Origin of the sequence: Ensifer sp. ZNC0028 (assembly GCF_000799055.1) — a bacterium.
In the GTDB taxonomy this organism is placed as follows: domain Bacteria; phylum Pseudomonadota; class Alphaproteobacteria; order Rhizobiales; family Rhizobiaceae; genus Ensifer.
On the sequence record NZ_JTLA01000002.1, the window covers coordinates 110972 to 128056 of the forward strand.

At 63.7% G+C, this 17085-nt stretch carries 15 protein-coding genes; 7 read left to right on the forward strand and 8 right to left on the reverse strand.

Going from position 1 to position 17085, the window contains the following annotated elements; translation table 11 throughout:
• Positions 1–92 precede the first annotated feature (92 nt).
• Together L981_RS00540 and L981_RS00545 are read right to left on the reverse strand one after the other, a co-directional pair.
• Entirely contained in the window at positions 93–866 is a 774-nt protein-coding gene (locus tag L981_RS00540; protein ID WP_043610731.1) for a hypothetical protein, read from the reverse strand.
• Between the two features lie 232 nt (positions 867–1098).
• Positions 1099–3408, reverse strand: coding sequence for a bifunctional diguanylate cyclase/phosphodiesterase (locus L981_RS00545; RefSeq protein WP_043610734.1), 2310 nt, complete (start codon positions 3406–3408; stop codon positions 1099–1101).
• A gap of 429 nt (positions 3409–3837) precedes the next feature.
• On the opposite strand from L981_RS00545, the gene L981_RS00550 reads away from it, so the two are divergent.
• Complete coding sequence (locus L981_RS00550) at positions 3838–4596, forward strand: gamma-glutamyl-gamma-aminobutyrate hydrolase family protein (RefSeq protein ID WP_043610776.1); 759 nt, start codon at positions 3838–3840, stop codon at positions 4594–4596.
• 42 nt (positions 4597–4638) lie between these two features.
• Here L981_RS00550 and L981_RS00555 read toward each other — a convergent pair whose 3' ends face one another.
• The 3 genes from L981_RS00555 to L981_RS00565 all read right to left on the reverse strand — a co-directional run bounded on the left by L981_RS00555 (position 4639) and on the right by L981_RS00565 (position 7320).
• Positions 4639–5604: a 2-hydroxyacid dehydrogenase gene (locus L981_RS00555; RefSeq protein ID WP_043610735.1), complete on the reverse strand. Its 966-nt coding sequence runs from the start codon at positions 5602–5604 to the stop codon at positions 4639–4641.
• 27 nt (positions 5605–5631) lie between these two features.
• Complete coding sequence (locus tag L981_RS00560; RefSeq protein WP_043610737.1) at positions 5632–6654, reverse strand: LacI family DNA-binding transcriptional regulator; 1023 nt, start codon at positions 6652–6654, stop codon at positions 5632–5634.
• 168 nt (positions 6655–6822) lie between these two features.
• Entirely contained in the window at positions 6823–7320 is a 498-nt protein-coding gene (locus tag L981_RS00565) for a MarR family winged helix-turn-helix transcriptional regulator (RefSeq protein WP_034786917.1), read from the reverse strand.
• A 113-nt stretch (positions 7321–7433) separates the two neighbouring features.
• Between L981_RS00565 and L981_RS00570 the strand changes: the two genes are divergently transcribed.
• From L981_RS00570 to L981_RS00580, 3 genes are all read left to right on the forward strand, one after another.
• On the forward strand, positions 7434–8225 hold the full coding sequence (locus L981_RS00570) for a creatininase family protein (protein ID WP_043610739.1): 792 nt from the start codon (positions 7434–7436) through the stop codon (positions 8223–8225).
• A 73-nt stretch (positions 8226–8298) separates the two neighbouring features.
• A complete protein-coding gene (locus L981_RS00575) occupies positions 8299–9702 on the forward strand; it encodes a hypothetical protein (RefSeq protein WP_043610740.1) in 1404 nt (467 codons plus the stop codon).
• A gap of 64 nt (positions 9703–9766) precedes the next feature.
• Entirely contained in the window at positions 9767–10645 is an 879-nt protein-coding gene (locus tag L981_RS00580) for a glycosyltransferase family 2 protein (protein ID WP_043610742.1), read from the forward strand.
• An 18-nt stretch (positions 10646–10663) separates the two neighbouring features.
• Here L981_RS00580 and L981_RS00585 read toward each other — a convergent pair whose 3' ends face one another.
• Positions 10664–11752 carry a glycosyltransferase family 1 protein gene (locus tag L981_RS00585; protein WP_043610744.1) on the reverse strand — a complete coding sequence of 363 codons (1089 nt, stop codon included), beginning with the start codon at positions 11750–11752 and terminating at the stop codon, positions 10664–10666.
• Between the two features lie 187 nt (positions 11753–11939).
• On the opposite strand from L981_RS00585, the gene L981_RS00590 reads away from it, so the two are divergent.
• From L981_RS00590 to cysE, 3 genes are read left to right on the forward strand one after another with little or no spacing between them, the layout of a single operon-like run.
• Positions 11940–13049, forward strand: a complete 1110-nt coding sequence (locus L981_RS00590) for a GTP-binding protein (RefSeq protein WP_043610746.1) — start codon at positions 11940–11942, stop codon at positions 13047–13049.
• Complete coding sequence (locus L981_RS00595; RefSeq protein ID WP_043610747.1) at positions 13049–14038, forward strand: WD40 repeat domain-containing protein; 990 nt, start codon at positions 13049–13051, stop codon at positions 14036–14038. Before L981_RS00590 ends, L981_RS00595 begins: the two co-directional genes overlap by 1 nt.
• Positions 14039–14048: 10 nt before the next feature.
• The gene (gene cysE / locus L981_RS00600) at positions 14049–14876 is read left to right on the forward strand and encodes a serine O-acetyltransferase (protein WP_052201496.1); all 828 of its coding nucleotides are present in this window, start codon (positions 14049–14051) and stop codon (positions 14874–14876) included.
• Positions 14877–14892: 16 nt separating this feature from the next.
• On the opposite strand, the gene L981_RS00605 is transcribed toward cysE, so the two are convergent.
• On the reverse strand, positions 14893–16077 hold the full coding sequence (locus L981_RS00605) for a metal transporter (RefSeq protein WP_043610752.1): 1185 nt from the start codon (positions 16075–16077) through the stop codon (positions 14893–14895).
• Positions 16074–17085: multicopper oxidase domain-containing protein (locus L981_RS00610; protein WP_043610779.1), on the reverse strand; the 1012-nt coding region annotated here is incomplete at its 5' end. The genes L981_RS00610 and L981_RS00605, both read right to left, overlap by 4 nt.

Here is a 17085-nt window from a genome sequence, read left to right on the forward strand (position 1 = left end):
TTAGCCGCACCTGATGGGCGAAATGTCGCGCCATTCCGCAAGGGGTGGCACGCCTCGGTGCGCCCGAAATTCGCCTGCGCAATCAAGGCCGCTTAGCGGAAAACGGACGTCCAATAGGAGCGGCCGTATCCGGTCTGCGCCATGCGCGCGGTCGGCAGGATCGTCAGCGGCGCAAACGGCACTTCGTTACGGTCGGCAAACATCATGCGACGTTCGAACGGCTCGGAATCGAAAACCGGGTAGCGGTCGAGGATCGACGGCCGCTGCCCCCGCACCTGCGCCACCAGAAGCGCGCCGTCGGCATTGTAGACGCCGAGGTTCTCACGCTTGGCGACAACCGTCTCCGACGCAAAGATGCGCTTGTAGAAAGCCGCGTGGCGCGGACGGCACGCCGTCAGGCAGCGGTCGGCAGCGAAATATTCGCAGGCCATGGCGACCGGTCGCAGCGTCAGATAGGGAAGCGCCCGCATCTCGTCGCCGATCACGTCCGGATCGACCGCCAGCCGGCCGGGATCGACCAGCACCATGCCGGCATCGAGGAACGCGTCGATCTCGGGTGCGAAGATCACGCCCGACGTGCTGGCGCGATGATCCGGCGTCACGTGATGAACGCGCACGGTGCTGACCAGCACTTCGTCGAGATAGAGACCGAAGACATAGGCGTGACTGTCGAAATCGAGATCGTCGATCAGCGTCGAGCCGGTCAACTCCATCAGATTGACGGACTTGTAGGACTTGTAGCGCAGCCGCGCGATGTCCTCCATGTCCTCGCCGGTCTCGACCCGCCGGTATTCGACGCGATCGAGCAATTGCATCAGTTTTTCAGAAAAGCGCCCAGGCTCAGCCTGGTGAACCGTCTCACCCATACTCAACACCTCATGGTTAACAAATCGTTAACCTATTGACGGGCGATGGAGCGGCAACCGCAAATCGAAACAGTTCACCGTTAACTTTTCGTTAACCATAAAAATTCGTGAACGTATTTGCTCGATTTGAAATCAAGCGCACCAAATCAGGATGAATTTGGCGCGCCTAAATCAATGGTTTGCTACCGGGAAACCAGTAGCAAAACAGGACGGATTCCAGAAGATTCAGGGGTCAGGCGATGCGCTTACTGGTGGGCTTTGCGCCTCGTTTTGGCACACCATTCTTGCAAAGCGTTGCAATGGCCGAGGCCGGCATGGGCGCGGCAAAGACGAAGCCCTGTATCAAATCAGCACAATTGTGCTCGTTGATAAGTTGTAGCTGGTCCGCCGTCTCGACGCCTTCGACGACGATGCGAAGGCCGAGCGCGCGGGCCAGGTTGGCGGTCCCGCGCAGGAGCTTGAAGCGCCGCGAATCCTCGCGGATGTTGCGCACGAAGGAACGGTCGATCTTGATGATGTCGACCGGCAGGGCATCGAGATAGCTGAGGCTAGAATAGCCGGTGCCGAAATCGTCGATGGCGATGGTGATACCCAGTCCGCGCAGTTCGCGCAGGATCGCCTGCACCTTGAGCGGCTCGTCCATCAGGCAGCTTTCCGTCACCTCCAGATGCAGCCGCGCGGCATCGAGACCGGTGAGGTGAAGCGCGTTCGTCACCATCACCACGACTTCGCTGCTGCGAAGGTCGAGCACCGACAGGTTGACCGACACGGATACGTCGCTCGGCCAGCTCATGCAGTCACGGCACGCCTGATCGAGCACAAAGCGGGTGATCTCGGTGACCAACCCGAGCTCTTCGGCGAGCTGGATGAACACGTTCGGCGGCACCGGCCCGCGTTCGGGATGCGTCCACCGCGCCAGCGCCTCGCAGCACTCCACGCGCCCGCCGTTCGGCGCGAACATCGGCTGATAGGAGAGCGTCAGGCTGCGGGCGTTGATCGCCTCGCGCAAATCGGCCTTCAGCTTCTGGCGGTCGACGTAGCGCGCATCCATCTCGGCTTCGAAGGCGGTGCAGCCGCCGCGGTTGCGCAGCTTCGTTTCCGAAAGCGCAAGATCGGCCTTGATCTGCAGGTCCTCGAGCTTGAGGTCGACGCTCGAAGCGATGACGAAGCCGGCACTCATCGTCATGCTGAAGGTGAAGCCGCCGGCTTCGTAAGTGTCGCGCAGATCGGCATGCAGTCCGCGCATCCGCTCTTCGAGAGCAATCGCGTCACTGCCATCGGGAATGAACACGACGAACTCGTCGCCCATCAGCCGCGCGACGATCGCATCGTCGCCGGCAAGCACCCTTAGCCGGCCGGCAATCGCCTGAAGCAGTCGATCGCCGACGATATGGCCGCGCATGTCGTTGACGTGCTTGAATTCGGTTACGTCGAGAACCATGAGCCCGACCAGCCGTTCGGCCGTGTCGTCGGCGCTCACCGTCGCCTGCACCAGCTCTCCGAAATAGTCGCGGCTCGGCAGCTCCGTGAGCTTGTCGAACCGCACCATATGCAGGATCTGCTTTTCCGCCTGGACGCGCGCGGTCACGTCTTCAAAGATCAGCACCGTGTCGCCGTTGTCGCGGCGGCTCGCCGAAAACTCCAGATGCAGCTCCTCGCTGACCGGGATCAGCACCTGCGGCCGCTTGCCCTTGAGCAGAAGGTCAAGCTGGCGCGAAATGACCTTGGTCTTGTCCGGATCGAGGCGCATGCGCCGTGCGCCGCGCCGGATCACGTCGTCGAGCAGCCAGCCCTTGAGCTCGGTGCGGTCGCCGAGCGCCAGCAATTCGCAGGCCCGCTCGTTGGCGACGACCACGCGACCATCGGCATCGAGCATGAAAAGCCCGTGCGTCATGTTGTTGAGCGCGGTGTCGAACTGGCCGGCGATCGTGGCGATCTCGCGCGCTGCCATCACGTTCTCGTAGAGAAAGGCGCGCACGTTGTTGGCCATCATCCAGGTGGACAGGATGAAGGGCAGGATCAGCACGGCAAGCGCCAGCATGAACACGTCCTGCAGCGAGATCAGGCCGATGACGATCGGCAGGCAGGCCGACGAGGAGAGCAGAAGCACGGCCCGCTCGGAGCCGTAATTGCGCCCGACGAGCGAAATCATCGAGGCCAGCGTCACCGATATGGTGGCGAGCTCGGAAAAGGAATCCTGGCTGACGGCAATGGCATAACCGCAGGCGATGCCGCAGGTGAGCGTGACGCTGACACCGCCGACGATGTAGCGGTTCTCCCATTTTCGCACCATCGCCCGGTCGGCATTGGAGAAGTCCTGCCGGTCGAAGCGCGCCATGTCGAGATTGCGCAGCGCCCAAAGCACGAAGATCACGCCGGAGCAGGCGAGGTAAAGCGGATCACTGGTCTTCAGATAGACGAGCAGGAACGTCACGACATGCGACAACATGCCGATCAGCAACGTTTTGCGATGTTCGTAGAGCGAGCTTACGGATGACAGATACACGTCAGTCGGAAGAGCGCTCTGTCCAAGTCGCATCATGAACCAAGCTCCGGTTTACCGGATTGTTAGGGGTGATGACTTAACGAAAGATTTCGTCTAACGCCCCGAAAAATGTACCGAATCCCAGCAAAATCACGGGTCTTCGCCGGCATCGCCCAAGAGTTCAACTCAGTAGTGCGAACCGCGCGGGACAATACTCGGTTTCTACAACCAAACATAGGCATTCGCACAATAAAACGGCTTGATCGCAACTTCGACAATTCTGCGACGCCGGTAGTTGATCCCAAACTTGCGCCTGTGATGGTTACTCGTTCTTGAAGAATTACCTGTGATTTCCTGCCGTTTCGGACCGCTCCTCCTGTCTCGATGCCCGGGATCGGCGCGACGATCGCGCTCACCACCTTCTCAGTTGACTTTCATCTGCAACTGAAGGCAAGGCTTTTCTCAAGCATCCAACGGAGCCTGATGATGTCGAAACCTGTCGTTGCCATCCCCTGCGATTTCCGCGAATTCGACGGCAATGTCTGGCATGTCGTTGCCCATCAATATGTGCGCGCCGCCGTCGAAGGCGCCGGCGTCATGCCCTTCCTCATCCCTGCGCTCGAAACCGGCAACGACATCGACGAGATCCTCGACCGCGTTGACGGAGTGCTCGCAAGCGGCGCCCGCTCGAACGTCCATCCCTCGCTCTATGGAGCCGAGGCCAAGGAGAGCGACGGCCCCTTCGATCCAGGCCGCGACGCGACCAGCCTGCCGCTCATCACCCGCGCGCTGGAACGCGGCGTGCCTCTTCTCGCCATCTGTCGCGGCATCCAGGAACTGAACGTCGCGCTCGGCGGCACGCTCGCCTCCGAAATTCAGGACCAACCGGGTATCTGGGATCACCGCAAGCCCGACGTGAAGGAACTCGACGTCGCCTACGGCATCCGCCAGGACGTGATCGTCAAGGAAGGAAGCTGCCTTGCGCCGGTGCTCGGCGCCGGCCGCATCCGCGTCAACTCGCTGCATCGCCAGGCGATCGGCGCAGCCGCGCCCCGTCTTGCGGTCGAAGCGGTCGCCGACGACGGCACGATCGAGGCGGTTTCGGTGATCGGCTCCAAGGCCTTTGCGGTCGGCGTACAATGGCATCCGGAATACTGGGTGCGCACGGACACGCCGTCCGCGAGCCTGTTCAGGGCCTTCGGCGATGCCGTCAGGACCTACGCGGCCGGTCGTCTGGCCGCCTGATCTGGCGATTTGAGCTTAAGCTCGGCCCGTCGTCCTCGGGCTTTAGTCCGCGCGACGCGTGAACGGCGTTTCCGGCACTGGTGTCAGCGCCTTGCCGGTCGAAAACCACGCCAGAATGTTGTCGGCGACGAGATCGGCCATGGCGTTGCGCGTCACCACCGAGGCCGAGGCCACATGTGGCAGCAGCGAAACATTCGGCAGCGCCACCAGCGCCTCGGGCACCTGCGGCTCGTTCTCGAAGACATCGAGACCGGCACCGGCGATCACGCCCGCCTGAAGTGCTGCGATCAAGGCCTGTTCGTCGACCGTCGAGCCGCGGCCGACATTGATCAGCACCCCGTTGCTTCCGAGCGCGGCAAGCACCTCGGCATCGACCGTCCGCCGCGTCGCCTCGGTGCCCGGCACGATGACGACGAGCGTGTCGACCGCACCGGCCATCCCGACAAGTGTCGGATGGTAGGCATAGGAAAGGCCCTCGCGCGGGCTGCGCGTATGATAGGCGATCGACACGCCGAAGGCTTCGAGCCGCTTGGCAATCGCGAGACCGATGCGTCCAAGACCGTAAAGACCGACACTTCGACCCCGCAGCGACAGTGGCGATAGCGGGAACGCGCCCTCGCGGCTCCAGCGACCTTGGCGCAGCCATTGCTCCGCCTGCGGCAATTGACGGAGCGCGTTGAGCAGCAGCCCGACAGCCGTATCGGCCACCTCTTCCGTCAGGACGTCGGGCGTATTGCTGACGGCAATTCCCTTGGCCGCCGCGTGTCCAACCTCGACGCCGTCGTAACCGACGCCGAAATTGGCGATGATCTCAAGTTCAGGCAGGGCATCCATCAGCGCAGCCGGCACGCGCCCGGATACGGCGATCGCCTTGACGTCCTGCATCTGCGGCGTCACCAGCGTCGCATCGGCACCTTCGATCCGCACCACCTCGAACCGGTCCGCCAGACGATCGATCACTCGCGGATTGATTTTTCCGGGCACGAGAACGCGAATGCGGGCAGACATGGCAATTTTCCTTGTGGGTGATGGACCTCAGGCGATGACCCGCAACGGGCCGGTCGACTGCCGGATGCGCATCTCCGGCTTGATCAGGTGAATGCCATCCGGCTCATGGCTGCCAGAGAGCTTGTCGAGCAGCGCGCGGGCGGCACTCCTGCCGACATCGGCCTGGCCGTTCCAGACGGTGGTCAGCGCCGGCGTCGCGATCGACGCCTCTTCCAGGTCGTCGTATCCGGTGACCGAGATATCAACGCCGGGAATGAGACCTGCGCGCGCGATGCCATTCATCATGCCGATCGCCACCAGGTCGTTCCAACAGACGACCGCAGTCGGCTTCTGCGGCAGCGAAAGCAGATGCACCGCCGCCTCGAAACCGCCCTGCTTCGTGCGGGGGCCTGGAATACGCAGCTCCGGATCGACCTCGATATTGGCCTTGCGCAGCGCATTGACGTAGCCCTGGTAACGGTCGCGTCCGGTGGAGGTCTCGTCCGTGCCGCCGACCATGGCGATGCACCGGTGGCCAAGGCCGATCAGGTGGTTGGCGGCAAGCGAGATGCCATAGGCGTCGTCGCCGCGGAAGATCGGCACGTCCACGCCCTCGATCGAGCGGGCGATCAGGATCGCCGGCATGCCGTTGTCCTCGGCAAGCTGGATGTCCTCCAGCGGCGTGCCGATGGCCGGCGACATGATCACGCCGTCGCCGCCGAGCTGCAGCAGCGTCTCGATGAAATCGCGCTGCTTTTCGACGGAATCGTAGTGGTTGGACAGAATGAAGGTCTGCTTGTCGCGGTCGAGTTCAGCCTCGATCGCCTTCAGGATTTCCCCGTAGAACGGGTTCATGATGTCGTGCACGACGACGCCGATGATGCCGGAGCGCGATGTTCTGAGACTGGCGGCGCGGCGGTTGTAGATATAGCCGAGCGCCCGCGCCTGTTCCTTGATCTTGTCGCGGGTGACGGTCGCCACCAGCGGGCTGTCACGCAGGGCCAGGGATACCGTCGCCGTCGAAAGACCGAGTGTTTCCGCGATCGTCGAAAGCTTGACCTTTTGCGCCACGATGCCCCCTATAAGCCCTGTTTCGCCCCATCCGCAGCACCCCAGCCAGGAGTAGCGCGACAAACCGTTCGGCATCCTTCGCGCAGCCTTTCGGACGCACGCGTGCCACAAATTTAAATCCCTATTTAAACTGTTTAAATCGCCGCGGCAATATGCGGCAAATCCGGTTCAGTCGGCCGCGCGCGCAGCCTGGAGATTGCTGTCGACGGCGCGCAGCAGCTTCATCAGCGTGCGAACCTGCTTGTCGGTCAGGCCGCGGGTCGCGAGCTTTTCCGAATGCTGTCCGGCCTCGGCGATCGTCTGCAGCCGGTTGCGGCCGGGCTCAGTGAGATAGACCTTGGTGAGCCGGGCATCGTCGTCGTCCGGACGCCGCTCGAGAAAGCCCTGCGCTTCCATGCGGCCGATCGTGCGGGTCATGGTCGGCGCCTTGACGCCGAGCTTGACCGCAAGGCCGCCAGCCGTCAGGCCATCGGTCTCGGCCAGCGCCAGCATGACGCCATCCTGTCCGGCATAGAGGCCGCTTTCGAGCAAATTGCGGGAGAGCACGGTGCGCATGGACCGCGCAGCCTGGACAAGGACGGCGGCAAGATCGTGAGGCTCGATCAGGAGCTCGTCCTTCTTCTTGCCGTTCTTGCCCTTCTTTTCGGCCTTGTTCTTCTTGCCCATTGGACCTCCTGCCGAATCCCGTCTCGAACTCTTATAACAATACAGCTTGCGATTACGAACTGTATGACTCAAATAACAATTTTACGACAATTGACGTGGAGGATCGAAGAGAAATGTCGATGCCTGAGCCGCGATGGCAGGACAATTCCGCCGACCTTCCACCAGACGCCCGCCGTAACTGGATCGCGGTGCTGCCGCTCGGCGCGCACGAGCAGCACGGACCGCACCTGCCCTTCGAAACCGACACGCTGATTGCCGAGGGGATAGTCTCCCGCACTATCGCCGCGCTTCCCGCCGATCTGCCCGTCACCTTCCTGCCGGCCGAGCCGGTCGGCTACTCGATCGAACACATGGATGTCGCCGGCAGCCGCACGCTTGGTTACGGAGAGGCGGTCGAGCGCTGGCTCGGCATCGCCGCCGGACTTCAGCAGCAGGGTATCCGCAAGTTCGTGATGCTGAACGCCCATGGCGGCAACGCGCCCCTGATGACCATCGTCGCCACCGAAGCGCGGGTGCGCTTCAACATGCTGGCGGTCGCGACGAGCTGGACCCGTTTCGGCCAACCGGACGGCTGGATTTCGCCCGCGGACAAGGCGCTCGACATCCACGGCGGCGACATCGAAACCTCGGTCATGCTGGCGCTCCACCCCATCAAGGTCGACATGTCCAAGGCCGGCCGCTTTTCCTCACGCCAGGAACAGTTTGCGAAGCGCTTCAAGCATCTGCGCGCCTATGGGCCCCACGCCTTCGGCTGGAAGATGCGCGATCTCAACCCCACAGGCGTCGCCGGCAACGCCGCCGCGGCAACGGCAGCACGCGGCGAAATCCTGGTCGCCCATGCTGTCCAAGGCTTCATCGAACTTCTCGAAGACGTCAGGGATTTCGATCCGAACAATCTGGCCTGAAGGGCCGGCAAACACTTTGTTTGCGCTTTTGCGCTATCAGAACTGCAGCTGACAGCGTCCGACAGAGAACCACATGGCGAAGATCATTGCGCTCGGCGCCTATTTCTACCAGGCCGTCATCGCCTTCGGCCTGCTGATCGTCGTCGCCCATTGGCTGGCGCCGGCCGACTATGCCAGCTACTCGCTCTTCATCTCCATCTGCCAGTTTGCTGCGATCGCCGCATTCGAATGGGTGCGGTTTGCCTGCACGCGCTTCTACCCTGGGCCGGATGCTGCAAGCGAAGCGGCGGAGCGGCGCGCGATCCTCGTCGAAGCGTTCGCCTGCGCCGCCCTCTGCCTGATCGCGGCTTGCCTGTCGCTGTTCTTTGGCGTGCCACCTGTCGTGGCGCTTGTCGGCGGCCTCGTCTCGATCGCGCAGGGCGGCAGCGACCTGCACCTGACCATGCTGCGCTTCCGCCAGGATTTTCGCGCCTTTTCCGTACTGCAGGGATCCCGTGCCACCATCCTCGCCGCCGGCACACTTCTCGGCGCGCTCGCCTCCCCCGGCTTCCTTTCGACGGTCACCGGGCTCCTCGGCGGCTATGTGGCCTATGGCCTGCTCGCGCTTCTTCTGTCGCGCCGCGCGAAGACCCGCCCTGTCGCAGCGCTCGACAGCGCCCGGGTCCGCAAGCACCTAGTCTATGGCAGCGTTTCGGCAGGTGCCGCGACAGCTGCCATGTTCGCGCCGCTGGCGCTGAAGGCGATCTTCACCGCAGCGCTCGGAACCACGGGCGCCGCCGGCGCGCTGCTCGCGCTCGATCTTTTGCAGCGCCCCTTCGTGCTGATCGTTTCCGCCCTCCAGGCGATCCAGTATCCCGAAATCGTCGCCGCACACGACCGGGCCGAAGATCGCGTCAACCTCCCCCGCCAGCTCGGGCATTACTACGCCCTGCTGACGAGCTTTGCGCTGATGATGGCAGCCGGCATCTTCTCGGTCCTCATGCCCGCCGCCTGGCTCGTCATCAGCCCTGACCTGCAGCAAGGTTTCCTCGCCACCGCACCGGCCATCATCGTGCTCTCGCTTGTTCGCACACTGACGCAGATCATGCTGCCGACGCCGCTGCACTTGAAGCAGCGCCTGGCGCTGATCCTGCTGCTCGCGGTGAGCGACTGTGCGTTCCTGAACCTCGGCGCGCTGACGGCCATGCTGACCGCTGGGCCGGATGGCGCGGCTCTCGCCTGGGGCAGCGCCGTCGGCGCGATCCTCGCCGCCTTGGTCGGACTGCGGCTGATGTCCTCGCTTGCCTTCGAGTTTTCCTGGCCGCCGGTCCTCTTCGCCGCCGCCGGACTGGGCGCGGCCGTGCTTGCCTTCTCCCTCTCCGGCGAAACCAGCTTTGCCACAATCGGCACCGGCATCATCGGCGGCGGCTTGCTCTGCCTGCTCTCGCTCAACCAACTGCGGCTCATGCTGCGGGCGCCGGGACCTGGATCGGCTTAGTCGCTAACTGAAACTGCACGATCTTCCGGTTAGATCGCCACCGAAACGAGCGGGGAGCGCATCCATGAACATCGTCGTCGGCATAGCGACCGCGGGCCGCCGCGAAGTCCTCTCCGAAACCCTGTTGCATCTAACGCGCCAGACCCGTCTGCCCGACCTCATTCTCGTCTGCCCAAGTGCTGCGGAAGACATCGACGAAGTGAAGTTGGGCATGCTTCCCATGGAGGTCCGTATCGTCGCAGGCGACAAGGGGTCCAGCGCTCAACGCAACGCCATCCTCGATCAGGCGACAACCGCCGATCTGATCGTCTTTTTCGATGACGATTTTCTGCCGCGCAGCGATTTCCTCGCAGAGACTGTGAAGCTCTTCGAAACGGAGCCCGATATCGTCGTTGCAACGGGGCTCGTTCTTGCTGACGGCATTCATGGCCCGGGCATATCGATCGCCGAAGCCCAGACAATCCTCGATACCGATGTCGGCGCTCAGCCCCAGGACATCCCGCAGCCGGCCTTCAATGCCTATGGCTGTAACATGGCTTTTCGTGTTTCAGCGATTGCCGCCGAAAGTACCCGTTTCGATGAAAGGCTGCCTCTTTATGGCTGGCAGGAGGATGTCGATTTCTGCCGGCGGCTCGCGAAGCATGGCCGGATCATCAAATCGCCTGCGCTTCGTGGCGTCCATCTTGGCAACAAGCGCGGCCGCACGTCCGGCCTGCGTTTCGGCTACTCCCAGGTTGCGAACCCGCTTTACCTCCGCAACAAGGGCACCGTCGGCCTGAAATGGGCGCTACGACTGATGGGCGGCAACATAGCCGCCAATCTCGCCGGCAGTCTCAAGCCGCAAGGCCTTGTCGATCGGCGCGGCCGCCTCAAGGGTAACCTCATGGCGTTCGCCGATTTTTGCCGGGGGCGATTGGATCCGATGCGGATCCTCGAACTCTGATGCCTGGGCGCGAGCGGATCAGGCTCGCTGCGCCGCCAGCATGTTGAGCAGCACCACCGCACTTCCATCCCAGGAAAAGCGCTTGGCATTGTCGTGGCCGGCCTGCGTCAACTCGCGACGCAAAGGCGCGTCGGTGGAGATCGTCCGCATGGCCTCGACCAGCGTTTCGGTCTTCAAAGGATCGAAGTAGCGCACCGCATCGCCACAGGCCTCGCGCACCGGTGGAATGTCGGCGGCAAGCACCGGGCAGCCTTGCGTCATCGCCTCGAGCGGCGGGATGCCGAAGCCTTCGTAGAGGCTCGGAAAGACGAAGGCGACGGCGCGGCGTTGCAGCCCCGCGATCTCCTCGTCGGTCAGACGTCCGGGAAAGATCAGATTGCCCTTCGACGTCGGCGCGATATCGCGAAACACCGATGGGTCGGTGCCACCCACCACGACCAGCTTGTGATCGCCGCCAAGGGCCTCGAAAGCGCGCACGGCAAACTCGACATTCTTGTTGGGCTTCAGCGTGCCGACCAGGAGGAAGAAGGGCGTGTCGGCAAGCCCGAGCCGCGCGATGACGCCGTCGTCGGGCTGAAGGCCCGCGAAGTGGTCGGTTGCATTGTAGATCACGTCGATACCGGCCGAGGGTACGCGGAAGACCTCGGCAAGTTCCTTGCGCGAGAAGTTCGAGACCGTACCGATTTTGGCCCGTCGCGTGAGAAGATAGCCGAGCGCTCCGTGGAACATTCGGTAGCCTCGACCAAAGGAGGCCGGATGGCGAAAGAGCGTGACGTCGTGGATCACCACCACCTGGTCGCCATGCAGCACCGGTCCGCTGCCGCCGAAGCCGATGAGCGTGTCGCGGCGCGACCGCCAGAAGAGCGGCCCCTGCTCCCAGAGATGGCCTGGGCCGGAGCCGAAGCGCTCCACCGAAATCGCCTTGACGCCGAGATCGTCGACAGCCTTGCCCGGCGCAAGCAGCCGCCAGCGCACGTCCTTCAGCGCATGCGGCACGGCACCCGAAGCGATGCGCTGATCGAGCGCCCGGGTCATCTCGCGGGCGAAGCGCTGCACGCCCGTAAGCGGCTGGGTCAGGAACCGGCCGTTGATGGAAATCGTCTTCACGTGCGCACCCCTTCGATGTACCCCGCACTCTCGCCGATCTTGATGAAAGGAGGGTTATCGGGATCGCAGCGTTCAACGCCGCCCGACACGCAAAATCGCCTGCGCCATTTGCGCATCGTCGCCGCATCTCCTATATGAGACGCGACTAGGATGCCTGCTCCCGCATCCGGAAATCCCAGAGGTTCCCATGACCGAAACATCCCCGCAGAAGCCGATCCCCGTCACCGTGCTCACCGGCTATCTCGGCGCCGGCAAGACGACGCTTTTGAACCGCATCCTCAGCGAGAACCATGGCCGCAAATACGCGGTCATCGTCAACGAGTTCGGCGAGATCGGCATCGACAACGACCTGATCGTGGAATCCGACGAGGAAATCTACGAGATGAACAACGGCTGCGTCTGCTGCACCGTGCGCGGCGACCTGATCCGCGTGGTGGAAGGCCTGATGCGCCGCCCCGGCCGCTTCGACGCGATCATCGTCGAGACGACAGGCCTTGCCGATCCGGTCCCGGTTGCCCAGACCTTCTTCATGGACGATGACGTGCGCGCCAAGACCGAGCTCGACGCCGTCGTCGCGCTCGTCGATGCCAAGCATCTGCCGCTGCGCCTCAAGGACAGCCGCGAGGCGGAAGACCAGATCGCCTTTGCCGACGTCGTGCTTTTGAACAAGACCGACCTCGTCAGCCCCGAGGAGCTGGAGCGCATCGAAGCAACCGTGCGGGTCATCAACCCGTCGGCCCGCATTTACCGCACCCAGCGCTCCGACATCGATCTCGCCAAGGTTCTCGACCAGGGCGCCTTCAACCTCGAACGGGCGCTCGAAAACGATCCGCATTTCCTCGACCAGGACGATCACGAACACGATCACACCTGCGGTCCCGACTGCGGCCACGATCATCACCATCACCACCATGATCACGACCACCACCATCATGATCATGACCACGATCACGACCATCATCACCACCACGATGCCCCGTCGCCGATCCACGACGTGACGGTACAGTCGATCTCGCTGCGCGGCGGCGAGATGAACCCCGATCGCTTCTTCCCCTGGATCCAGAAGATCACCCAGACGGACGGCCCGAACATCCTGCGTCTCAAGGGCATCATCGCTTTTGCCGGCGACGCCGAGCGTTACGTCGTTCAGGGCGTGCACATGATCATCGAGGGCGATCACCAGCGTGCGTGGAAAGAAGGCGAGAAGCGTGAAAGCCGCCTCGTCTTCATCGGCCGTGACCTCGACCGCGAAAAGCTCGAACGTACGTTCAAGGCCTGCGAGGCGCAGCCGAACTGATGCCGACTGTCGCTCCCCTCGATCTTGAAGGTCACGTCGTCGGCGTGGCCTTTCTCAAAGGCGTCCCCTTCTTCGCCGAAGCAACCGGCGCCATTCACCGCCTCGATCTCGGCCACAAGACGACGGAGGTCCATGAGGGCCTGTTGTCGCTCGTCGTCGACGAAGCCAACGACACGCTTCTGACCGGCGGTGAAGACGGCAAGGTCATGCGCACCGCCGCAGACGGCACGACGTCGCTCGTCGCCGAAGCGCCGCGCAAGTGGATCGCCCAGGTTGCCGCCGGCCCGCAAGGTGCCGTTGGCTATGCCTATGGCAAGACCACGCACGTGAGGCTTGCAGACGGCGCGACGAAGGAATTTGCCGAAGACCGCACCGTCGAGGGCCTGGCCTTCGCGCCGAAGGGTCTGCGCATCGCCGCCGCCCGCTACAACGGCGTATCGCTACACTGGGTCGGCATGTCCGGCCAGCCGATCGATCTCGAATGGAAAGGCGCCCATACCGGCGTCACCTTCTCGCCCGATGGCCGCTTTCTCGTCACCACCATGCAGGAAAACGCGTTGCATGGCTGGAAGCTCGACGCCAAGCCCGGCACTGAGGCCCGCCACATGCGCATGACCGGCTATCCGGCGAAGGTGAAGTCGGTCTCCTGGTCGGCCAAAGGCAAGTGGCTCGCCTCCTCGGGCGCGCCGGCCGCGATCGTCTGGCCCTTCCAGGGCAAGGACGGCCCGATGGGCAAGGCGCCGCTCGAACTCGGCACCCGCGCCGACATCATGGTGACCTCCGTCTGCTGCCATCCGGCCGAAGACATCGTCGCCATCGGCTACCAGGACGGCATGATCCTCGGCGCCCGCTTTGCCGACAGCAAGGAAGTGCTTCTGCGCCGCCCCGGCAAGGGCGCGATCACCGCCATGGCCTGGAACAAGGATGGCCGGCAGCTCGCCTTCGGCTCGGCCCAGGGTGATTGCGGCGTCGTCGATATCGCCGGCTGACGGGTGGCGCATGACCGCATTGATTGAGACGCAGCGCTACGAAGGCTCGCTCGCCACACCGCTTGCCGACGGCGCGGTCTGGAGCCTGATCCGGGCGGAAGCGCGCGCGCTTGCCGCCCGTGAACCGGTCATGGCACCCTCCCTGATGCCGATCATCGACGCCGGGTCGGATGCCGAGTTGCTGGCCGGCGTGCTTGCGGCCGGCTTGGCCGTCGCGCGCGTCGACGAACGCTCGCTCGCGCAGCTGCTCACCGACATCTTCCAGGCAAACCCTCAGATCCTGCTGGCGACCGAAGCCGATCTCCAGGCGGTGAAAGAGCGTGACCCGGCCTGCCCGAGCCTTAAGCATGTGCTGGTGAACCTGAAGGGCTTTCAGGCGCTGCAGATCTATCGCGCTGCCCACCAGCTCTGGATCGATGGCCGCCGTGAGGTCGCGAGCTGGCTTTCGAACCTCGCCTCGCTCGTCTTCGGACCCGACATTCATCCAGCCGCCTGCATCGGCAAGGCCGTCATGCTCGACCATGGCTCCGGCATCGTCATCGGCGAAACCTCCGTCATCGAAGATCAGGTCTCGATCCTGCAGAACGTCACGCTCGGCGGCACCGGCAAGGAAACTGGCGACCGCCACCCGAAGATCCGCCGCGGCGTTATGCTTGGCGCCGGCGCCAAGATCCTCGGCAATATCGAGGTCGGCGCCTACAGCAAGGTCGCCGCCGGCAGCGTCGTCCTCAAGACCGTTCCGCCGCGCACCACCGTCGCGGGCGTGCCGGCAACCGTCGTGCGCATCCATCGCGTCGATGAAATTCCGGCGGCGGAGATGGACCAGACGATCGTCTGAGCCATCCTATTGCCCGTCAGATCTTCACCAGCGCCGCGGTGACATACATGAAGGCCGCACCGGCCGCGAGACCTGCCAGAACCGGCGGCGTCAGGAAGACATCGCCCCGCCGATCGCTCTGGCGCATCAGATAGGCGCCAACCTCGACGATAACCTGCAGGATCGCACCTGCCCCGACCGCCAGCGCCAGCGCCGACCACTGCGCCGACGTCGCAAGACTGCCGAGCCACATGCCGATGACGGCTGGACCGCCAGCAAGCAGCGTCAAGCCGGCAAAGACCGGGAACGGCGGCCTCTTCTTCAGGATCGGCGCGGCGATGCCGATGCCCTCGGTGACATTGTGGAGCGCAAAGCCGAGCACGAGGAAGGTGCCGAGCCCGGCCGAGCCGGCCGCAAAGGCGGCGCCGATCGCCAGCCCCTCGCCAAGATTGTGCAGGCCGATGCCGAGCGCGATGTAGGTGGAGAGCGCCAGTCCGGTCGGGGCGCCGCTACGTCGGCCGATTGCCATCAGCAGGAGGAAACTGCCCAGGCCTGCCAGCACCACCATGACGGGCCCCTGGAAGATCGCCGCCGCCTCGCCGGCAAGCTCGAGCGCCTCGCCGCTGGCATCGACCAGCAGGAAGCCGAGCAGGCCGATCGTCAGCGACAGCAGGAAGGCCATGCCCTCGCGCCCAACGCCACGCAGGACCGGATAGAACATCAGGCCGACGGCCACGGGCACGATGCCGACGATGATGCCGACCAGGGCTTGCAGCCGCAACTGGCCCGTCGTCGCCTGGGGCGTCGGCACGGCAACCGCTATGTCATGCGCAAAGGTGGCACCCGTGTTGGTCACCACCTTCACGGCATGCGCCTCGCCCAGCATCCAGGGAAACGGCAGCTTCAGCCATGCGGCCCCGCCACGCGCGATCGGCCCCGGCGGATCCTGGGTGAATTGCCAATAGGCGTCGTCCACCTGGACCTGCGCCACCGTCATCGGCTCCGATCCGCCGGCGCGAACAAGCAGACTGAGACCGCTGTCGTCGAGCACAGTCCTTTCGAAAGTCAGGTTCTCGACCGGCGGCGCACCGTTGCGGAAGCCCGACAGCGGATCGGTCGACACGAGCCAGGCAACGGCGATGCCAAAGACGATGAGAGGCAATGCCAGCCACACCAGGTTGGTCTTTGCCGCGCGAATGGCGGCTCTTGGCATCTCGTTCATGCGAGCGCCTCCACCACATCGAACATGCCGACCCAGCCGAGCTCGGTGAACTCGGTCTGGTGCGGGTGAAACATGTAGAGCCCGGGTTCGTGCTCGGCAAAGGTGAACTCGAGGATGCCGCGCTGCGCCTGGCACTGGGTGATGAGATCGACGGTTCTCAACGTCGGCGTCAGCGTCGTGCCCTGATCGTAATAGTCGAAGAAATTGGCGTGCAGGTGGAAGGAGTTGATCGGATCGAACTCGATGACATTGACGAGATAGATGCGCACCGGCTTGCCCTTCACGATCCGGATCGGCCGTTTCATGAAGGCGTGCGCGACGGTGTTGACCGCATAGAATTCGTTCTCGGCATCGAAATTGGTGTCGAAGGCGTTCATCACCATCACCAGTTCCTGCCAGCCGGCATTCTCTGGTGTGCCGAGCAGCCTGGAGCGGGCGACCTCCACATGCTCCGGCCGGCGATCCGGGTCCGGATCGATGACGAAGGCGCCGTACATGCCCTTGTGGATGTGCCGGCGCAACGGCATCGCATGGCAGTGGTAGAGATGGCAGCCGAAGGGCTTGGCATCGAACTCATAGATAAACTCGTCACCGGGATCGACCATGCCGGCACCCGGCACACCATCCATACGTGCCGCGTGAATACCGTGGAAATGGATCGAGTGCGGATGTGACGCGTAGTTGCGGAAAACGATCCGGAGCCGCTCGCCTTCCTTGGCCCGCAGCGCCGGGCCGGGAACTCGGCCGTTATAGGTCCAGGCGGGAAATTTGATGCCGGGCGCGATCTCGATCTCGCGGTCCTCCGCCGTCATCTCGAAGGTGCGCAGCGTCCGTCCGTCCGGCAGCGTCGAAATCGTGCCGGTATCCCAGTCGGTCAGCATGTCCGTCGGATCGAAGCCGTTGACGGCGCTATCGACCTCGCCGACCGTCATCATTGCGCCATGTCCCATGGCGGGCATTGGCTCTTGCCCCGCCGCTGCCGATGGCGCGGCATGACCGACATGGCTC

Excerpts from the sequence above, each read along its gene's own strand:
- L981_RS00595 (WP_043610747.1), top strand. The coding sequence starts at position 13,049 with ATGCCGACTGTCGCTCCCCTCGATCTTGAAGGTCACGTCGTCGGCGTG.
- L981_RS00550 (WP_043610776.1), top strand. The coding sequence starts at position 3,838 with ATGTCGAAACCTGTCGTTGCCATCCCCTGCGATTTCCGCGAATTCGAC.
- L981_RS00605 (WP_043610752.1), bottom strand. The coding sequence starts at position 16,077 with ATGAACGAGATGCCAAGAGCCGCCATTCGCGCGGCAAAGACCAACCTG.
- L981_RS00570 (WP_043610739.1), top strand. The coding sequence starts at position 7,434 with ATGTCGATGCCTGAGCCGCGATGGCAGGACAATTCCGCCGACCTTCCA.
- L981_RS00540 (WP_043610731.1), bottom strand. The coding sequence starts at position 866 with ATGGGTGAGACGGTTCACCAGGCTGAGCCTGGGCGCTTTTCTGAAAAA.
- L981_RS00575 (WP_043610740.1), top strand. The coding sequence starts at position 8,299 with ATGGCGAAGATCATTGCGCTCGGCGCCTATTTCTACCAGGCCGTCATC.
- cysE (WP_052201496.1), top strand. The coding sequence starts at position 14,049 with ATGACCGCATTGATTGAGACGCAGCGCTACGAAGGCTCGCTCGCCACA.
- L981_RS00590 (WP_043610746.1), top strand. The coding sequence starts at position 11,940 with ATGACCGAAACATCCCCGCAGAAGCCGATCCCCGTCACCGTGCTCACC.
- L981_RS00545 (WP_043610734.1), bottom strand. The coding sequence starts at position 3,408 with ATGATGCGACTTGGACAGAGCGCTCTTCCGACTGACGTGTATCTGTCA.
- L981_RS00555 (WP_043610735.1), bottom strand. The coding sequence starts at position 5,604 with ATGTCTGCCCGCATTCGCGTTCTCGTGCCCGGAAAAATCAATCCGCGA.
- L981_RS00565 (WP_034786917.1), bottom strand. The coding sequence starts at position 7,320 with ATGGGCAAGAAGAACAAGGCCGAAAAGAAGGGCAAGAACGGCAAGAAG.
- L981_RS00580 (WP_043610742.1), top strand. The coding sequence starts at position 9,767 with ATGAACATCGTCGTCGGCATAGCGACCGCGGGCCGCCGCGAAGTCCTC.